General features: G+C 73.1%; 20 protein-coding genes. 9 read left to right on the top strand and 11 right to left on the bottom strand.

Annotated elements, in window-relative coordinates; all coding sequences use genetic code 11:
- Nucleotides 1–85: 85 nt before the first annotated feature.
- The 3 genes from AB0C12_RS29810 to AB0C12_RS29800 are packed head-to-tail and all read left to right on the top strand — an operon-like array spanning nt 86 to nt 5,161.
- Nucleotides 86–1,147, top strand: coding sequence for an AAA family ATPase (locus tag AB0C12_RS29810; protein WP_360553157.1), 1,062 nt, complete (start codon nt 86–88; stop codon nt 1,145–1,147).
- Nucleotides 1,140–3,989, top strand: coding sequence for a DUF5682 family protein (locus AB0C12_RS29805; RefSeq protein ID WP_360553156.1), 2,850 nt, complete (start codon nt 1,140–1,142; stop codon nt 3,987–3,989). The genes AB0C12_RS29810 and AB0C12_RS29805 overlap by 8 nt, the downstream gene beginning before the upstream one ends.
- The gene (locus AB0C12_RS29800; protein ID WP_360553155.1) at nt 3,986–5,161 is read left to right on the top strand and encodes a VWA domain-containing protein; all 1,176 of its coding nucleotides are present in this window, start codon (nt 3,986–3,988) and stop codon (nt 5,159–5,161) included. Before AB0C12_RS29805 ends, AB0C12_RS29800 begins: the two co-directional genes overlap by 4 nt.
- 18 nt (nt 5,162–5,179) lie before the next feature.
- Here AB0C12_RS29800 and AB0C12_RS29795 read toward each other — a convergent pair whose 3' ends face one another.
- From AB0C12_RS29795 to AB0C12_RS29785, 3 genes are read right to left on the bottom strand one after another with little or no spacing between them, the layout of a single operon-like run.
- Nucleotides 5,180–5,503, bottom strand: a complete 324-nt coding sequence (locus tag AB0C12_RS29795) for a nuclear transport factor 2 family protein (RefSeq protein WP_360553154.1) — start codon at nt 5,501–5,503, stop codon at nt 5,180–5,182.
- On the bottom strand, nt 5,500–6,150 hold the full coding sequence (locus AB0C12_RS29790) for a 4'-phosphopantetheinyl transferase superfamily protein (protein WP_360553153.1): 651 nt from the start codon (nt 6,148–6,150) through the stop codon (nt 5,500–5,502). The genes AB0C12_RS29795 and AB0C12_RS29790 overlap by 4 nt, the downstream gene beginning before the upstream one ends.
- On the bottom strand, nt 6,143–6,952 hold the full coding sequence (locus AB0C12_RS29785; protein ID WP_360553152.1) for an alpha/beta hydrolase: 810 nt from the start codon (nt 6,950–6,952) through the stop codon (nt 6,143–6,145). Before AB0C12_RS29785 ends, AB0C12_RS29790 begins: the two co-directional genes overlap by 8 nt.
- Before the next feature lie 42 nt (nt 6,953–6,994).
- On the opposite strand from AB0C12_RS29785, the gene AB0C12_RS29780 reads away from it, so the two are divergent.
- Genes AB0C12_RS29780 through AB0C12_RS29765 form a run of 4 tightly spaced genes read left to right on the top strand, consistent with a single transcriptional unit; the run spans nt 6,995 to nt 9,200 of the window.
- Nucleotides 6,995–7,906: a GIY-YIG nuclease family protein gene (locus AB0C12_RS29780; RefSeq protein WP_360553151.1), complete on the top strand. Its 912-nt coding sequence runs from the start codon at nt 6,995–6,997 to the stop codon at nt 7,904–7,906.
- Nucleotides 7,903–8,298: a GNAT family N-acetyltransferase gene (locus tag AB0C12_RS29775; protein WP_360553150.1), complete on the top strand. Its 396-nt coding sequence runs from the start codon at nt 7,903–7,905 to the stop codon at nt 8,296–8,298. Before AB0C12_RS29780 ends, AB0C12_RS29775 begins: the two co-directional genes overlap by 4 nt.
- 16 nt (nt 8,299–8,314) lie before the next feature.
- Nucleotides 8,315–8,755: a nitroreductase family deazaflavin-dependent oxidoreductase gene (locus AB0C12_RS29770; RefSeq protein WP_360553149.1), complete on the top strand. Its 441-nt coding sequence runs from the start codon at nt 8,315–8,317 to the stop codon at nt 8,753–8,755.
- 10 nt (nt 8,756–8,765) lie between these two features.
- Nucleotides 8,766–9,200, top strand: coding sequence for a nitroreductase family deazaflavin-dependent oxidoreductase (locus tag AB0C12_RS29765; RefSeq protein WP_360553148.1), 435 nt, complete (start codon nt 8,766–8,768; stop codon nt 9,198–9,200).
- Nucleotides 9,201–9,212: 12 nt separating this feature from the next.
- On the opposite strand, the gene AB0C12_RS29760 is transcribed toward AB0C12_RS29765, so the two are convergent.
- Genes AB0C12_RS29760 through AB0C12_RS29745 form a run of 4 tightly spaced genes read right to left on the bottom strand, consistent with a single transcriptional unit; the run spans nt 9,213 to nt 13,121 of the window.
- The gene (locus AB0C12_RS29760; protein ID WP_360553147.1) at nt 9,213–10,019 is read right to left on the bottom strand and encodes an ABC transporter ATP-binding protein; all 807 of its coding nucleotides are present in this window, start codon (nt 10,017–10,019) and stop codon (nt 9,213–9,215) included.
- Nucleotides 10,019–11,050, bottom strand: coding sequence for an iron chelate uptake ABC transporter family permease subunit (locus tag AB0C12_RS29755; RefSeq protein ID WP_360553146.1), 1,032 nt, complete (start codon nt 11,048–11,050; stop codon nt 10,019–10,021). Before AB0C12_RS29755 ends, AB0C12_RS29760 begins: the two co-directional genes overlap by 1 nt.
- The gene (locus AB0C12_RS29750) at nt 11,047–12,111 is read right to left on the bottom strand and encodes an iron chelate uptake ABC transporter family permease subunit (protein WP_360553145.1); all 1,065 of its coding nucleotides are present in this window, start codon (nt 12,109–12,111) and stop codon (nt 11,047–11,049) included. The genes AB0C12_RS29755 and AB0C12_RS29750 overlap by 4 nt, the downstream gene beginning before the upstream one ends.
- Entirely contained in the window at nt 12,108–13,121 is a 1,014-nt protein-coding gene (locus tag AB0C12_RS29745; RefSeq protein ID WP_360553144.1) for an ABC transporter substrate-binding protein, read from the bottom strand. The genes AB0C12_RS29750 and AB0C12_RS29745 overlap by 4 nt, the downstream gene beginning before the upstream one ends.
- A 151-nt stretch (nt 13,122–13,272) precedes the next feature.
- Between AB0C12_RS29745 and AB0C12_RS29740 the strand changes: the two genes are divergently transcribed.
- Entirely contained in the window at nt 13,273–14,418 is a 1,146-nt protein-coding gene (locus tag AB0C12_RS29740) for a DUF5925 domain-containing protein (protein ID WP_360553143.1), read from the top strand.
- A gap of 1 nt (nt 14,419) precedes the next feature.
- Here the strand turns inward: AB0C12_RS29740 and AB0C12_RS29735 are convergent, their stop codons facing one another.
- The 3 genes from AB0C12_RS29735 to AB0C12_RS29725 are packed head-to-tail and all read right to left on the bottom strand — an operon-like array spanning nt 14,420 to nt 16,310.
- The gene (locus AB0C12_RS29735; protein WP_360553142.1) at nt 14,420–15,160 is read right to left on the bottom strand and encodes an MmpS family transport accessory protein; all 741 of its coding nucleotides are present in this window, start codon (nt 15,158–15,160) and stop codon (nt 14,420–14,422) included.
- A 9-nt stretch (nt 15,161–15,169) separates the two neighbouring features.
- Nucleotides 15,170–15,412 carry a hypothetical protein gene (locus AB0C12_RS29730; protein WP_360553141.1) on the bottom strand — a complete coding sequence of 81 codons (243 nt, stop codon included), beginning with the start codon at nt 15,410–15,412 and terminating at the stop codon, nt 15,170–15,172.
- Between the two features lie 31 nt (nt 15,413–15,443).
- Entirely contained in the window at nt 15,444–16,310 is an 867-nt protein-coding gene (locus tag AB0C12_RS29725) for a LysR family transcriptional regulator (protein WP_360553140.1), read from the bottom strand.
- A 68-nt stretch (nt 16,311–16,378) separates the two neighbouring features.
- On the opposite strand from AB0C12_RS29725, the gene AB0C12_RS29720 reads away from it, so the two are divergent.
- Entirely contained in the window at nt 16,379–16,876 is a 498-nt protein-coding gene (locus AB0C12_RS29720) for a hypothetical protein (protein WP_360553139.1), read from the top strand.
- On the opposite strand, the gene AB0C12_RS29715 is transcribed toward AB0C12_RS29720, so the two are convergent.
- Entirely contained in the window at nt 16,877–17,470 is a 594-nt protein-coding gene (locus tag AB0C12_RS29715; protein ID WP_360553138.1) for a helix-turn-helix domain-containing protein, read from the bottom strand. It abuts the gene before it with no gap.
- Nucleotides 17,471–17,525: the final 55 nt, after the last annotated feature.

Here is a 17,525-nt window from a genome sequence, read left to right as displayed (position 1 = left end):
CATCCTGTCCGGCCCATCTTGTCGGGGGGTCTGAGTAACGTTCCCGGCATCACCCATCGCCCGCAGGGACACACAGGGAGCCCGAGTGACCGCACTGCGACCGCACGCCGAGGACCAGTATGCCGAGGAGCTGGCCCTGCTCGCCACGACGGACGAGCGCCCGCGCCCGCCCGGCTGGCGACTGTCGCCGCAGGCGGTGGTGACCTACCTGCTCGGCGACGGCGCCAAGATCACCCCGAAGTACGTGGGGCCGCGCCGGCTGATCGAGGTCGCGGTGTCCACCCTGGTCACCGACCGCGCGCTGCTCCTGCTCGGCGTGCCCGGCACGGCCAAGACCTGGGTGTCCGAGCATCTGGCGGCCGCGATCTCGGGCGACTCGACCCTGCTGGTGCAGGGCACTGCCGGGACCGCCGAGGAGGCGATCCGGTACGGCTGGAACTACGCCCGCCTGATCGCCGAGGGCCCGTCCGAGGCGGCCCTGGTCCCCAGCCCGGTGATGCGGGCCATGCAGACCGGCACCATCGCCCGGCTGGAGGAGCTGACCCGCGTCCCGTCCGACGTGCAGGACGCCCTGATCACCGTGCTGTCGGAGAAGACCCTGCCGGTCCCGGAGCTCAACACGGAGGTCCAGGCGCAGCGCGGCTTCAACCTGATCGCCACGGCCAACGACCGCGACCGCGGCGTCAACGAGCTGTCCAGCGCGCTGCGCCGGAGGTTCAACACGGTGGTCCTGCCGGTGCCGGTGTCGGCCGACGAAGAGGTGGAGATCGTCGCCCGCCGGGTCGGCCAGCTCGGCAGATCCCTGGACCTGCCCGAGGTCCCCACCGCCCTGGAGGAGATCCGCCGGGTCGTGACGATCTTCCGCGAGCTGCGCACCGGCCTCACCGAGGACGGCCGCACCAAACTGAAATCCCCCACCGGCACCCTGTCCCCGGCCGAAGCCATCTCGGTGATCACCAGCGGCATGGCCCTGGCCGCCCACTTCGGCGACGGCCACCTGCACCCCAGCGACGTGGCCGCCGGCATCGTGGGCGCCGTCATCAAGGACCCGGTCTCCGACAGCGTCGTCTGGCGCGAATACCTGGAAACCGTCGTCCGCGAACGCACCGACTGGCGAGACTTCTACCGAGCCGCCCGCGATGCCTGAACGGCTCTACGGCATCCGCCACCACGGCCCCGGCTCGGCTCGGGCAGTGGTGCAGGAGCTCGACCGCCAAAGCCCGGACATCATCCTGATCGAAGGCCCCCCGGAAGCGGACGACCTGGTCCGCTGGGTGGCCGACACCGGCCTGGAGCCCCCGGTGGCGCTGCTGGGCTACGCGGCGGACAACCCGGGACGGGCGGCGTTCTGGCCGTTCGCGGTGTTCTCCCCGGAATGGCAGGCGATGCGGTGGGCGGCGGAGCGGGGGGTGCCGGTCCGGTTCTTCGATCTGCCTTATGCCTATCGGTTGACCGACAAGCGGACTCCGGACGCGCCACCTTCGGCTGGGCCGCCGCCCTCGGACCCGGCACCGCCGGGTGCCGGGCCGCTACCCGACCCGGCACCCGCGAGCGGCGGTCTGCTTCCCGAGCCCGACCCCGACCCCGCGCCCCCGGGCGGCGCTCCGCTTCCCGACCCCGCGCCCGCCGGCAGCGGTTCGCTTTCCGACCCGGCACCCGCCGGCAGTGGTTCGCTCTCCGACCCGGCACCCGCCGGCAGCGGTTCGCTCTCCGACCCCGCGCCCGCCGGCAGCGGTTCGCTCTCCGACCCCGCGCCCGCCGGCAGCGGTTCGCTCTCCGACCCGGCACCCGCCGGCAGCGGTTCGCTCTCCGACCCGGCACCCGCCGGCAGCGGTTCGCTCTCCGACCCGGCACCCGCCGGCAGCGGTTCGCTTTCCGACCCGGCACCCGCCGGCGCTGGGCCGTTCCCTGGCCAGACGCCGGCCGGCGCCGGCCGACTTCCCGGCCCGGCGATGCCAGGCGCTGCCCTCCGGCCGGATCCGGCGGCGCTGCCGAGCACTGGCGCAGCACCAGCGGCGCCTTCGGACCTGGACCCCTCCGGCCCGGAATCTGCGAGCGAGCCGGGCGCTTCCCGGCGTCCCGCGAGCCTGACGTCTGCTGTGGACAGTGAGCGGGAGATGTCCGGCCAGCCCGCCGAGGATGAGCCCGTAGTGCGGTTGCGGCCCGTTGATCCCATCGGGGAGTTGGCCGCCGCCGCCGGCTACGACGATCCCGAGCGGTGGTGGGAGGACGTCGTCGAGCATCGGGGGATGCCCGCGTTCGATGCCATTGCCGAGGCCATGACGGCCATCCGGGAGAACGCCCCCGAGGATCCCGAGGATCTGCTGCGCGAGGCGTACATGCGCACGGTGCTGCGGGAGGTGCGGCGCACCCACGAGAACATCGCCGTGGTCTGCGGGGCCTGGCATGTGCCCGCGCTCGCCCGGAAGGTCACCGCGCGGGAGGATGCCGCGCTGCTCAAGGGGCGGAAGAAGGCCAAGGTCGTCTTCACCTGGGTGCCGTGGACGTACGGGCGGCTCGCTTCCTGGTCCGGTTACGGCGCCGGGGTGCGGTCGCCGGGCTGGTACCACCACCTGTTCACCACCGGTGACGACGTTGTGCCACGCTGGCTTGTTGATGCCGCTCAGGTGCTTCGGGCCGAGGGTGTGCCCACCTCCTCCGCGCACGTCATCGAGGCCACCCGGCTGGCCGAGGCGCTGGCCGGTGTTCGTGGGCGGCCGTTGGCCGGGCTGGCCGAGGTGACCGAAGCGGCCGAGGCGGTCATGTGCGACGGCGAGCCGTTGCGGGTCGAGCTGATCGATCGGCGGCTGGTCGTCGGTGAGCGGCTCGGCGCGGTTCCCGATGCCATGCCCGCCGTACCCCTGGCCCGGGATCTTGCCGCCCAGCAGCGGTCCGTGCGGCTCAAGGCCGAGGCGCTCGACCGTGTCCTCGACCTTGACCTGCGCCGGGACATCGATCTGGCCCGCAGCCGGCTGTTGCACCGGCTGCGCGCGATCGGGGTGCCGTGGGGCGAGGCCGACACGACGCAGCGTGGCACCGGCACATTCCGGGAGCAGTGGCGGCTGCGCTGGCTGCCCGACTTCGCCGTCCAGCTGGTCGAGGGCAGCATGTACGGCACCACCGTCGTCGCCGCGGCCACCACCAAGGTGACCGACGCGGCCCGTGCGGCGGCGTCGCTCGGTGACGTGACCGCGCTCGTCGAGGTGTGCCTGCTCGCCGACCTTGCCGGCGCGTACCCGCCGGTGCTGGCCGCGCTCGACACCCGGGCCGCGCTCGACGCCGACATCAACCACCTGATGGCCGCCATTCCCGCTCTGGCCCGCACCCTGCGGTACGGCGACGTCCGGCGCACCGATGTCGCCGGGCTGGCCACCGTCACCGCCAGCCTGCTGACCCGGGTCTGCGCCGGGTTGCCTTCCGCCGTCGGCTCGTTGTCCGACGAGGCCGTGCAGGAGTTGCGGGCGCACATCGACGGCGTGCACTCCGCGGTGAGCCTGCTCGACGACGACGAGCTGCGTGAGCGCTGGCTGACCACATTGGAATCCGCCTCGCGACGCGCGGATCTGCACGGGCTGCTCGCCGGGCGGTTCACCCGGCTGCTGCTCGACGCCGGCCGGCTCGGGACCGCCGAGGTGCAGCGGCGGCTGCGGTTGCCGTTGACCGTCGGCACCCCACCCGCGCACGGCGCCGCCTGGGTCGAGGGCTTCCTCGCCGGCGGTGGCCTGCTGCTCGTGCACGACGACGCGCTGCTCGAACTGCTCGACGGGTGGCTCGCCGACATCGCACCGGACGCGTTCGATGACGTTCTGCCGTTGCTGCGCCGTACCTTTGGGGCTTTCGCCGCGGGTGAGCGCCGCGCGATCGGTGAGCGCGTCGCGGACCCGGGCGGGGCGGGCGGCGCCGCCGGCGAGCCGCTGGTGCTGGACCACGACCGGGCGGCCCTGGTGCTGCCGACCTTGAGCGCGCTGCTGGGCCGGGAGGTCTCATGACGGACAGCGAAGATCCCGCCCGGCGCGAGCGGCTGCGGCGCTGGCGGCTCGTGCTCGGCGGACCGGCCGAGGAGTCGCTCGGCGCGGCGCAGGGCCGTGACGGTGCGATGGACGCGGCCCTGTCAGCCCTGTACGACGGCGGCGGTGACGGTGAGGGCAGCCGGACGGCGCGCTCCGCTGGGCTGGGCAGTTCGGCGCCGAAGGTGGCCCGCTGGCTCGGCGACATCCGCGAGTACTTCCCCAGCACCGTCGTGCAGGTGATGCAGGCCGACGCGATCGAGCGGCTCGATCTGACCCGCCTGCTGCTGGAGCCGGAGATGCTGGCCGCGGTCGAGCCGGACGTGCACCTGGTCGGCACGCTGCTCTCGCTCAACAGGGTGATGCCGGAACGCACCAAGGACGCGGCCCGGCAGGTGGTGCGCAAGGTGGTCACCGAGCTGGAGAAGCGGGTCGCCCAGCAGACCCGGGCGGCGGTCAGCGGCGCGCTGAACCGGGCCGCGCGGATCAACCGGCCGCGGCACGCCGACATCGACTGGGACCGGACGATCCGGGCGAACCTCAAGCACTACCAGCCGGGGCCGGGCACGATCATCCCGGAACGGCTGATCGGGTACGGCCGCCGCGCCACCGCGATCCAACGGGACGTGGTGCTCTGCGTCGACCAGTCCGGCTCGATGGCCGCCTCGGTGGTGTTCTCCGGGGTGTTCGCGGCGGTGCTGGCCTCGATGCGGTCGTTGCGCACGTCGCTGGTGGTCTTCGACACGGCGGTGGTCGACCTGACCGAGGAGCTGAGTGATCCGGTCGAGGTGCTGTTCGGCACGCAGCTCGGCGGCGGCACCGACATCAACCGGGCCATCGGCTACAGCCAGCAGCTCATCACCCGGCCGCGGGACAGCATCTTCGTGCTGATCAGCGACCTGTACGAGGGCGGGGTCCGGGAGCAGATGCTGCGCCGGGTGGCGGAGATGAAAACCGCGGGGGTGCAGGTGGTCGTGCTGCTGGCACTGTCGGACGAGGGAACACCGGCCTACGACCACGAGAACGCGGCGGCGTTGGCGGCGCTGGGCGTGCCCGCGTTCGCTTGCACCCCGGACGCCTTTCCGGACCTGATGGCGGCGGCGATCGAACGGCGGGACCTGATGGCGTTCGCCCAACGCTTCGCCGACCGCTGAGCGGACAGCGGGCAGGCATCAGGCGCTGATCGTCATCCGGGTCACGTGCTCACCCGCGACCTGGAAAGTGAAGTGGCTCGGCCCGTTGAAGCCGCCGCCACCCACCATCGCCGTCACCACGTACGCGCCGTCCTTCACCGCCACCTCCGTGACGTCGAAGGTCGCGTGCACGCCGATGTTCTCGCCGTCGCTCCACCGCCGGATCGCCTCGTGGCCGTGGAATTCACGGCCCCAGTCGTCGACCACGCCGTCGGCGGCGAACGCCGCGAGGAACGCTTCGGTGTCGCCCGCGTTGGTCGCGTCGAAGACGGCCTGGACGGGCGCGGGCAGCAACACACTCATGTCAGCGACGATAACGGCGGCAGGACTATCGCGGTCAGCACGAGACCGTCCTCGACCAGATACCGGCCGGTCAGCACCGGGAACGGCCCCGGGACGAGCACCCGCGCGGTGAACGTCGCCGCTTCCGGCTCGAAGCTCACCGCGGCCTCCTCGAAGCCCAGCCACTCCCCCGTACGCGGCGACCACACCTTGTACACCGACTCCTTCGCGCTGAACAGCAGCCGCTCCCAGTACACCTCCGGCCGCGCCGACGCCAGCCCGGCCAGGTGCGTCCGCTCGTCCGGCGACGTCACCAGCTCCAGCACCCCGTCCGGCAGCGGCCCGTGCTCCTCCGCGTCGATGCCGATACCGCCGGCCTCCGACGTACGCGCCACCGCGGCCGCCCGGTAGCCGGCGCAGTGCGTCATGCTGCCCACGATGCCGTCCGGCCAGACCGGCGCTCCGCGGACGCCGGGCAGGATCGGGGCCGGCGGCACTCCGAGCTCGGCCAGCGCCAGCCGGGCGCAGTTGCGTACCGTCGTGAACTCCTGCTTCCGCTTCTCCACGGCGTTCGCCACCAGCGCGGCCTCGGCCGGGAACAGGGACGCGGGCGGGTCCGAGCGGGTGTGAGCCGTCCGCACGGCCGGCGGCAGAATGCGGTCAAGCACCGGCGAAGAACCCCAGGATCGCGTCGTTGACCGCCGCCGGCTGCTCCAGGTAGCCGTAGTGGCCCGCGTCGGCGATGCGCGCGTACCGGGCCTGCGGAATCGCGTCGGCCAGCTCGCGGCCCCGGGCCGCGGGCGCGATCAGGTCATCGGCGAACGACAGCACCAGGGTCGGCACCCGGATCCCCTGGTACGCCGGTCGCCGGTCGGTCTCCACGGTCACGCCGAGGTGGGCGCGCAGGCCCGGGTCGGCCCAGTCGGTCGGGGACACCTCCATGATGTCCAGCCAGTCCTGTGCGCTCTCCGGGTCTTCGAGGGTGCGCGGCGAGAGGTTCTGCAGCGCCCGGTTCACCGCGTCGTACTCGGGCGGCAGGGTGACCCCCGAAGCGGTCATCGCCAGGTCAGCGGCCGTCATGGCCCGCGACACCACGTCCGGCCGGGCCCGGCTCGCCATCAGCACCGCCTGGGTGACCAGTTCCGGCCGCACCAGCAGCAGTTCCTGCACCACGTAGGCACCCATCGAGGTGCCGATCAGCCGGCACGGGCCGCCGGCGACGCGTTCGATCACCGCGATCGCGTCGGCCACCAGCTGCTCGACCGTCAGACCGGGCGTCGCCGGACCGCTGCGGCCGACCCCGCGGTTGTCCAGGGTGATCGTCCGGTAGCCGGCCGCGGTCAGGGCCGGCACCTGGTGCAGCGCCCAGGTACGCCCGCGGGCCGCCGAGCCGGGGATGAGCAGGACCGGCGCACCCCGGCCCGACTCCTCGTAGTGGAGGGTGAGGTCACCGACACCGATCGCGGGCATGTGCGGAAGGCTAGCCGAGCCGGCGGGGCGGATACTGACGCGATGACCTCCGCGATCCGCCGGCTGGCGGCCGGGCTGCCCCGCGACCCGGGCGTCTACCGGTTCCGCGACGCCCGCGGGCGCGTGCTCTACGTCGGCCGGGCCACCGAGCTGCGGGCCCGCGTCGGGTCCTACGGCGGCGACCTGCGCGACCGCCGGCACCTGCGCCGGATGGTCCCGGCGGTGACCCGGATCGAGGCGGTGGCCTGCGAGTCGGTCCACGAGGCGGCCTGGCTCGAACGCAACCTGCTGGAGGAGTCGCTGCCCCGGTGGAACAGGACGGCCGGCGGCGAGGAAGTCCCGGCGTACCTGCGGCTTGATGCCCGGCCCGCGACGGCCGGTCTGCGCCTCACCCACGAGGCCGGGCCGCCGGTCGCGGGGGTGCGGATCTTCGGGCCGTATCTCGGCGGCACGCGCGCCCGGCTCGCGGTCAGCGCGCTGCACCGGGTGCATCCGCTCGCGGCCGCGAGCTCGGGCCTGACCGGCGCCGAGCGGGAGCTGGCCGCCCGGCGCGGCGTCAGCGCCGCCGACCGCGAGGACCTGGCCGAGGCCGTCGCGGCGGTCCTGCGGCGTGATCCGGTCGCGGTCGCGGTCGCCCGGCAGACCTTGGCAGCGGTACGCGACAGAGCCGCCACCACGCTCGCATTCGAACTCGCCGGCCGCGTTCAGGAGGAGATCCGCGCGCTGGAGTGGGTGACATCCGCGCAGCAGGTCACGACGCTGGCGCCGGTCGACGTCACGGTGCAGGGCTGGGCCGACGGCTGGCTGGTGTCGTTCGCCGTACGGGCCGGCCGGGTCCGCTCGTGGAGTCAGCGCCGCAGCGCCCGGCCCCCGCCCGAGCCCCCGCCGGCCTGGGCGGGTTTCGCCCGGCGCAACGCCGAACTGGCCGCGACGCTGGCAAGGTTGACCGGATGACGATCGCCTACGGCTGGCGGGCCGGCTTCGACAACGCCGCCCTCGACGCCCTGCACGCGGCTGGTTTCGGGTACTCCGCCCAGGGAATCGATTGGCACGCCCGGCTCGCCCGGCACAGCCTCGGGTGGGTCTGCGCCCACCGGGATGACGTGCTGGTCGGCTTCGTCAATGTGACCTGGGACGGTGGCGTGCACGCGTTTCTGGTGGACACCGTGGTGGCGCAGGACGCCCGCGGGCACGGCATCGGCACCGCTCTGGTGGCCGCCGCGGTGTCCGGGGCCCGGGCGGCGGGGTGCCAGTGGCTGCACGTGGACTACGAACCGCATCTCACCCGCTTCTACGAGGAGTCCTGCGGCTTCCGGCCGACCGCCGCGGGTCTCGTCGCCCTGTGATCAGTCTGGAGAAATCATGCCGTTGACCGGTGAGTACGCCCCGAGCCCGTCGGACTGGGCCCGCGAGCAGGCCGAGAAGTTCGAGGCCAGCGGGGGCACCGAGGCCGCCGACCTGCAGGGCCGCCCGATCATCCTGCTGACCTCGGTCGGCGCCAAGACCGGCCGGATCCGCAAGACGCCGCTGATGCGCGTCGAGCACGACGGCGAGTATGCGGTGGTCGCGTCCCGCGGCGGTGCCCCCACCCACCCCGTCTGGTACTGGAACCTGGTCAAGAACCCGCACGTCGAGCTCCAGGACGGCAACGTCAAGCGCGACTACCGGGCCCGCGAGGTGTCCGGCGAGGAGCGGGCCGCGTGGTGGGAGCGGGCGGTCGAGGCGTGGCCGCCGTACGCGGAGTACCAGACCAAGACCGACCGGATCATCCCCGTCTTCGTCCTCACCCCGATCTCCGACTGAGAGGCTCTTCATGCCACTGTCCGGTGAGTACGGCCCGAGCACTTCCGCGTGGGCCCGTAAGCAGGCCGAGACGTACGAGGCGACCAACGGCGAACGCGCGGGCGACATCAGCGGAAAGCCGGTGATCGTGCTGACCTCGGTCGGCGCCCGGACCGGCCTGTTGCGCAAGACGGCGCTGATGCGCGTCGAGCACGACGGCGAGTACGCCGTCGTCGGCTCGCTGGGCGGTGGCCCGAAGAACCCGGTCTGGGTCTACAACCTGCGCCAGGAGCCCCGCGTCGAGCTGCAGGACGGCGACGCCCGGCACGACTACGTCGCGCGGGAGGTCAGCGGCGACGAGCGCGCGGTGTGGTGGGAGCGGGCGGTCGAGGCGTTCCCCACGTATGCGACCTACGAGAAGAAGACCGCCCGGCTCATCCCGGTCTTCGTGCTGGCCCGCGCCTGACCGGCGGGCCCGTCAGCGGGTCAGGCGGGCGGCCCGTGCGGCGCGGGCCGCCGGCACCACCAGCGGCGTCCGCGTCTGCGGGTCCGGGATGACCTCGCACCGCAGCCCGTAGACGTCCTCGACCAGCTCCGCGGTGACGATCTCCCCCGGTACGCCCTCCGCGACGATCCGCCCGGCCTTCATCACGATCAGGTGGGTCGCGTAGCGGCAGGCGTGGTTGAGGTCGTGCAGCACCGCGACCAGGGTCCGGCCCTGCTCGTTCAGGTCGGCGCAGAGGTCCAGCAGGTCGATCTGGTAGGCGATGTCGAGGTACGTCGTCGGCTCGTCCAGCAGCAGGATGCCGGTCTGCTGGGCGAGCGCCATGGCCATCCACACCCGCTGCCGCTGACCACCGGACAGCTCGTCGACGGCGCGGTCCGCCAGCGCCGTCACGCCGGTGGCCTCCATGGCCGCGGCGACCTGGTTCTCGTCCTCCGGTGTCCACTGGCGCAGCAGCTTCTGGTGCGGATACCGGCCGCGGGCCACCAGGTCGGCGACCGAGATGCCCTCCGGGGCGATGGCCGTCTGCGGCAGCAGGCCGAGGCGCCGGGCGACCTCCTTGGCCCGGTACGAGCCGATCGCCGCGCCGTCCAGCACCACCGAGCCCTGCTTCGGGGTGAGCAGGGCGGACAGGGCGCGCAGCAGCGTCGACTTGCCGCAGGCATTCGGTCCGATGATCACCGTGAAGGAGCCGTCGGGGATCGTCACGTCCAGGCCGGCGGCGATCACCCGGTCGCCGTAGGCCAGCGTCAGGCCGGTCCCGGACAGCCGCGAGGTCATCAGTTTCCCTTTCGCCATTGCCCGGCCAGCAGCCAGGTTAGATAGACCCCGCCGACCGCGCCGGTCACCACCCCGACGGGCAGCTGGGCGGGGGCCAGCAGCCGCTGTGCGACGAAGTCGCTGAGCACCATCAGCAGGGCGCCGGTGATCGCCGCCGGGAGCAGTTGCAGCGCCGGCGAGCCGGTGAGCCGCCGGGTGATCTGCGGTGCGGCCAGCGCCACGAACGCCACCGGGCCGGTCGTGGCGGTCGCCACCGCGCAGACCGCGACGGCCAGCAGGACCAGCACCAGGCGGGAGCGGTTCACCCGTACGCCGAGCGACTGCGCCGAGTCGTCGCCCATCTCCAGCAGCTGGAGTCGCCGGCCGAACAGCAGCAGCAGCGGGGTGAGCACCAGCAGGGCCAGGCCCAGCAGGCGCACGTACTCCCAGGTCCGGCCGTTCAGGGTGCCGACCAGCCAGACCGAGGCGGCCTGGGCGGCGTCGACCCGGGCCCGGCTGATCAGGTAGCTGTTGACCGCGACGAGCATCGCGCTGATGCCGATCCCGACGAGCACGATGCGCCGGACCGCGCCGCCACCGGCCGCCGCCAGCCCGTACACGATCAGGGCCGTGAGCAGGCCACCCACGACGGCCGCGACCGCGGCCCCGCCCGGCCCGGCGCCGAACACGAGGATCGCGACGACCGCGCCGGTGGCCGAGCCGGTGGTGAAGCCGACGATGTCGGGGCTGCCCAGCGGGTTGCGTGACAGGCTCTGGAAGACCGCGCCGGACATCGCCAGCGCCGCCCCGGCCAGCAGGCCCAGGCTGACCCGGGGCAGGCGCAGGTCGAGCAGGATGAAACGGTCGGCGCGCCGCCCGCCGCCGTCGAGGATCTCGAGGATGTCGGCGACCGGCAGCCGCACGCCGACGGCGACGACGGTCCACACCACGACGGCGGCCACGGCCAGCAGCAGGACCCCGCTGACTCCCAGTGTGCGCAGGTCGAGACGGAGGGCGAGGCCCGGCGCCCGAACGGTGATCCGGCGTCTCACAGCGGCACGATCCGGCGGCGCAGGATGACGGCGAGGAACACCGGGGCGCCGATGAAGGCGGTGATCAGGCCCGCCTGCACCTCGCCGGGGCGGGCGACCACCCGGCCGGCGACGTCAGCGAGCAGCAGCAGCGTCGGCGCGAGCACCAGCGAGTACGGCAGCAGCCAGCGCTGGTCCGGCCCGACCAGGGTGCGCGCGATGTGCGGCACGGCGAGCCCGACGAACGCGATCGGCCCGACCGCCGCCGTGGCGGCGCCGCAGAGCAGGGTGACCGCGACCGCGGTGAGCACCCGGGTGCGGTTGAGGTTGGCGCCGAGCGCGCGGGCGGTGTCCTCGCCGAGCGCGATCACGTTGAGCGAGGGTCCGAGGGCGAGCGCCAGCACCACGCCGACCAGGATGAACGGCGCCACCGCCCAGAACACGCCGAGGTCGCGGCCGGCGAGCGCGCCGACCGTCCACAGCCGGTAGCGGTCGAAGGTGGTGACGTCGAGCAGTGCGACCGCGTTGGTGACCGCGAGCAGGGCGGCGCCGACCGCGGCACCGGCGAGCGCGAGACGTTCCGGCGACGCGCCCGAGCGGCCGCGGGTGCCGAGCAGGTAGACCACGGCGAACGCGCCGGCCGCCCCGGCGAAGGCGAACCAGATGTAGCCGGTCAGCGAGCCGATGCCGAGCACCCGGATGGCCAGCACGACGGCGGTGGCCGCGCCCGCGTTGATGCCGAGGATGCCCGGGTCGGCCAGCGGGTTGCGGGTCAGCGCCTGCATCAGCGCGCCGGCCAGGCCCAGGGCGGTCCCGGCGGCCAGCCCGATGACGGTCCGGGGCACCCGCAGGTCCAGCACGATCCGGACGTCCTCGGAGGTCACCCCGTGGGTGAAGAAGGCGTCCCAGATCGTGCCCAGCGGGATCGGCTTGGTGCCGACCACGATGCTGAGCACGGCCACCGCCGCGAGCGCCCCGGTCGCCGCGACCAGCCCGAGGCCACGGGTGGTCAGCCCACCCCGGGCCCGGACCCGGGCCTCGAGCGGGGTGTAACCGGCGCGCTCGGCGGCGGTGCTGGTCACGCCAGGGCGGCCTTGACGAGCGGCACGAACTTGTCGATGACGTACGGGGTGCTCAGCACGGAGTTGGTGGAGAAGCCGTTGACCAGGTCGGCGTCGTCGACGATGAGCAGCCGGCCGGCCTTGGCGGACGGGATGCTGTTGAGCACGGTGTCCTTCTTGAGCTCGGCGCCGGCGCCCAGGGCGAAGATGACGGTCAGGTCGGCGTCGAGCAGGCCGACCTTCTCCTTGGAGACCTCGGCGTAGAAGTTGGCCGGCTTGAGATCCTCGATCTTCTGCGAGTTCTGGAAGCCGAGCGCCTCCATGAACTGCACCCGGCCGTCGCCGCGGGTGTACGCGCCGTACTGCCCGCTGAACGCGGCCGCGACGACCACGCTCTTGCCGGCGAATCCCGGGTTGGCCGCCTTGGCGTCGGCGAGCGCCTTGTCGTTCGCCGCGACCAGGGCCTCGCCCTCGGCCTTGCGGCCCAGCGCCTCGGCGATCAGCAGCGTCTGGTCCTTGAGGGTGGTGCCGTACGGCGCCGTGCCGGCCGGGCCGGACAGCGTCGGGGCGAGCTTGGTCAGCTGGTCCCACTCGGCCTTGGTGTTGGCGCTCTTGGTGAAGGTGATCAGATCGGGGCGCAGCGTGGCGACGCTCTCGAAGTTGATCTCGGGGCCTTTCAGCACGGTGGGCTTGGCCCCGTTGAGCTTGGCCTGGGCCCACGGTCCGACGCCGGTCGGCCAGGCCTGGAACCAGTCGAGGATGCCGACCGGGACGACACCGAGGGCGAGCAGCGCGTCGGCGTCTCCCCAGCCGAGCGACACGACCGTCTTCGGCGCCTCCTCGACGGTGGTGCTGCCGAACTGGTGGGTCACCGTGACCGGGAACGAGCCACCGGTCGCGGCGGACGGGCCACCCGCGCTCGGGCTGTCGCCGCTGTCGCTGTCGCCACAGGCCGCGAGCAGGCCGGCGGCCGCCACGCCCGCTGCACCGAAGAGCAGGTTCCGGCGCGAGATGAGCGGATGGGTCGCCATGTCGAACTCCGTTTCAGGTTAGGTAACCCTCACCTTACCGACGCTCACTGATCTTGGGAAACCGGAGTGAGCAGCCGCATAGCGGCCCCGTTCGGACCAACCTGCCGGAAAACCGGGTGCTCATCCCCCACTTCGGGTCGATCATGGGGTAATGCGTACCCCCCATCAGTCCGTCGACCGGCCCGGCAGCCGCCTGGTGGAATCGGCGGCCACGCCGACCGCCCCCGCCACCCTGCCGCTGTCCGGTGCCGTCGATGACGGTGACCGGCTGGTGGACGTGGTCGACCTGCTCGCGCTGGACGCTTTCGTGACCGGCCGGGAGCCGTTCGGCCGCACCCGATACCTGGAAAACGTACGCGCCGAGGCGCTGCTGACCACGGAGGACGCGCGCATCGTGCGCGACGCCGTGGAGGAGGACGGGCACGGCCGGCTGTCGGTCGGCGAGGGCTGGACGCTGCACGTCACCCGCTGGAAGCAGAGCCGCCGGGCCCGGGTCACGGTCACCGCGATCAGCTCCGAGCTGGCCGAGTCGGTGCTGGCCGTCGCCGTCGAGGACGCCGTCGAGGAGCCGGAGCCCGCCGACGACAGCGTGCCGATCGGCTTCTGGCACTACGGCGCGCACGGCCCGCGCCGGGTGCAGCGCGAGATCGACGCGGCGCCGTGGGACAAGATCCGGGCCAACTACGCCGGCCCGGTGGCGAGCACCCTGGAACGGCTGATGGCCATCGACGGCACGGCGGTCAACGGCCGGCTGCTCCTGCTGCACGGCGAGCCGGGCACCGGCAAGACCACCGCGCTGCGGGCGCTGGCCCAGCAGTGGCGCTCGTGGTGCCAGGTCGACTGCGTGCTCGACCCGGAACGCCTCTTCGGCGACCCGGCCTACCTGATGAGCGTCGCCCTGGGCAGCGGCGACGACGACGAACCGCGCTGGCGCCTGCTCATGCTCGAGGACTGCGACGAGCTGATCAGCGGTGACGCCAAAGCCAGTGCCGGCCAGTCGCTGTCCCGGCTGCTCAACCTGACCGACGGGCTGCTCGGGCAGGGCCGCAACGCGCTGATCGGGATCACCACCAACGAGGACCTGGCCACCCTGCACCCCGCGGTGGTCCGGCCGGGGCGGTGCCTGGCCAGCATCGAGGTCGGGCGGCTGCCGTACGGGGAAGCAGTGGCGTGGCTGGGCACCCCGGCCGGCGTCGGCCCGCACGGCGCGACCCTGGCCGAGCTGTACGCGCTGCGCACCGGCGCCCAGCCGGTGACCGTCCCGGTGACGCCCCCGGCCACCGGCATGTACCTGTGAGTCAGCCGCTGCACTGCGGCGCCGCGTAGCGGCCGTCGGCGGTGGTGGAGCTGAGCAGCTTGCCGTCGAGGGTGATCGTGCAGGTGACGGGCCCGGCGTCGCCGCCACCCTTGCGCTGGCTGATCAGCACCAGCGGCTTCTTCTGCCCGGTCACCTCGAAGGTCACGCGCCAGGGCAGGGCGATGCCGCTCAGCCGGATGATGTCGCCGTCCTGGTCCGTGTAGTCCACGCTGCCGATGTTGCGCGATCCGCTCGCCGTGACCTCGTAGACGACAACCTGGCCGCCGGAGCTGGACGGGCCGCCGCTGACCGCGACAATCGGCTTCTCGCCCGCCGGCGCAGAGCCCGCCGGCGCAGTGGTGGCGGCACGGCGGGTCGGTGCCGCGGCGACCGCCTTGGCGCCGGCATCGACCGAAGGGGACGGCCCCTGCGCGTCGTTGTCGTCGCCGGACCCGCCGCCGAACTGGTCGATGGCCAGCATCCCGGCGATGAACAGGGCGCAGGCCGCGAGCACGGCCACGATCCACCGGGTCGCCCGGCGGCCGCGCCGCTGCTCGGGCCGGGGCGTGGCCACCCAGTCGGGCGGCACGGCGTCGTCGAAGCGGGCCGTGTCGGCCAGCGGCACCGGGCGCGCCGCGCCGGGCTCGGCCGCGGCACCGCCGATGGCCGAGGTCGGCGCCTCGGTCAGCCAGGGATCCGCCGGCGGGGTGTGGCGTACGGAATCACTGTCGTCACTGCTCACAGCTCGAAGCTACGGCGGGTCCGCAACACCGTCACCAACCGCAACGGCGAGATCGGCCGGCGTCCGGAGGAACCGTTCACTGTCGACACCGTGCGGGTGCCGGCCGGCGAAGATGTCGGTGCAGATCCAGTAGTGGCTGACCGCCGCCACCAGCACCACCCAGCCGGTCAGCGCCTCGTGCCCGCCGGAGACGACCAGGCTGACGGGCGTGCCGACCCAGGAGCCGTCGCGCTTGCGGGTCGCCAGCAGCACCGTCCACTGCCGGCCGAGGGAGTCGAGGGTGCTACCCCAGGATCCGGTCCAACAGGCCGGCCACCCGGGGATCGGACAGTGCCGAGGGCTGATGGACCACGTGATAGGTCACCGGCGGCAGACCCTCGACCGGTACGGCGACCAGCCCGGCCGGAGCCGGCACGCACCCGTTGACGATGGCCAGCCCCACGCCCAGCGCGACGAAGTGGGTGATCAACGGCCAGCCCTCAGCCTCCACCGCGACCGTCCACTCCACCCCGGCACCGCGCAGCGCCTGCTCCAGCAGCACCCGGTGCGGCCGGTGCTGCGGCGGCACGACCAGGCTCGCACCGGCCACGTCCGGCAGGGTCACCGAGCGGCGCCGGGCCAGCCGATGGCCTTCCGGCACGAGCAGCACCTGGGGGAAGGTCGCCAGCCGCACCGCGATCAGGTCCTCGGGCAGCACGTCGAGCACGCTCACGCCGAGCTGCGCCTGCCCGGTGCGGACCGCGGCGAGCATCTGCCGGTGGTCGCAGGTGAGCAGGCGCAGCCGCGTCGGCTCCTCAGCCAGCACCGCCCGGATCGTGTCACCGAGCAGATAGAGGTAGGCGCCCTGTCCCGCTGCCAGCACGACCGGCCGGCCCGGCACGACACCGGCGAACTCGGCCAGGAAGTCCGCGAGCCGTTCGTCGTGGGCCCGGGCGAACCGGGCGACCGCCGCGCCGTCCGCGGTGAGCACGAGCCGCCGGCCGCTGCGGTGGTAGAGCGGGCGGCCCAGGGTCTGGGCCAGCTTGCGGACCTTCACGTGCAGGGCGGGCTGGGAGATGCGCAGCTCCGCGGCCGCGCGGGTGAAGTTGAGGTGCTCGGCGAAAACGGCGAAAGAGGCCAGGGCATCGCTCGACACCGCCCGCTCATTCATAACCGTGAACTATAGCTGCGCCGATATCGATAGTTCTACTCTAGCGTGCAGGCGCTCAGGCTGAGGTCATGACGACACATCATCTCCGGCTCGGCGTGGACATCGGCCGGGTCATCATCGGCGGCGGCGCCCCGGGCGGCCACGACACCCAGTTCTTCAGCGGAGACACCGCCCGGATGCTCGCGACGCCGGCCGTGCCCGCGGCGATCGACACGCTGGCCCGGCTGGCCCCGCTCTTCGAGCAGGTGTGGCTGGTCTCCAAGTGCGGCGAACGCGTCCAGCGCCACACCCGCCAGTGGCTCGACCACCACGACTTCGCCGCCCGCACCGGCATTCCCGGCGACCACCTGCGCTTCTGCCTGAAGCGGCCGGACAAGGCGGTCCACTGTGCCCGGCTGGGGATCACCCACTTCGTCGACGACAAGCTCGACGTGCACCAGGCGCTGCGCGTTGTCGTGCCGCACCGCTACCTCTTCGGGCCCCAGCGCACCCCGCCGCCCGACTGGGTCGAGCACACCCCGACCTGGGCGGCGGCCGAGGCGGCGATCCGGCGCAGCCTGGGATGACTACCCGCCGCGCAGACCCGCGATCACCGTACGGGCGAACGACCGCGCGGCTGCGTCGTCGTCACGGCGGTCCGCCCAGCCCATGTGCCCGAGGAAGGCGTGCTGCATGCAGGCTCCGGCCAGCAGGGCCGCGGCCGCGTACAGGTCGGCGTCGGCTCGGACGCGGCCCGCTTGCGCCTCCGCGCGCAGGTATCGCGCGATGGCCTCGTTGACCTTGTGCGGTCCCTGGCCGTGCTTGCGCAACCCGTCGGTGTGGGCGGCGAGGATGGTCCGATCGGAGAAGATCGACGCGAGCATCGGGAAGTTGTCGGTGTAGAACACGATCGCGGCGCCGGCCACCGCGGCCAGCCGGTCCTCGAGGTCGTCGGGACTGTCGCCGGCCGGCCGGTCCAGCGCCACGGACAGCTCGGTGTAGCCGGTGGAGCGTTCCTGCAGGACGGCGAGCATCAGCTCGATCTTGTCGGCGAAATGCTTGTAGAGCGTCGCCTCGGAGAAGCCGGCGGCCGCCGCGATCTGGCGGGTGGTCACGTTGGCCAGGCCACGCTCGCGCATCACGCCGGCCGCCGCGTCCAGGATGACGTCTCGGGTGCCCACCCTTGACAGGTTAGTGAACGCTCACCACCCTGGCCAGGTAGTGAGCGTTTACTAA

Origin of the sequence: Actinoplanes sp. NPDC048967 (genome assembly GCF_040649415.1) — a bacterium.
In the GTDB taxonomy this organism is placed as follows: domain Bacteria; phylum Actinomycetota; class Actinomycetes; order Mycobacteriales; family Micromonosporaceae; genus Actinoplanes.
This window is presented reverse-complemented; position numbering and strand designations above follow the sequence as displayed.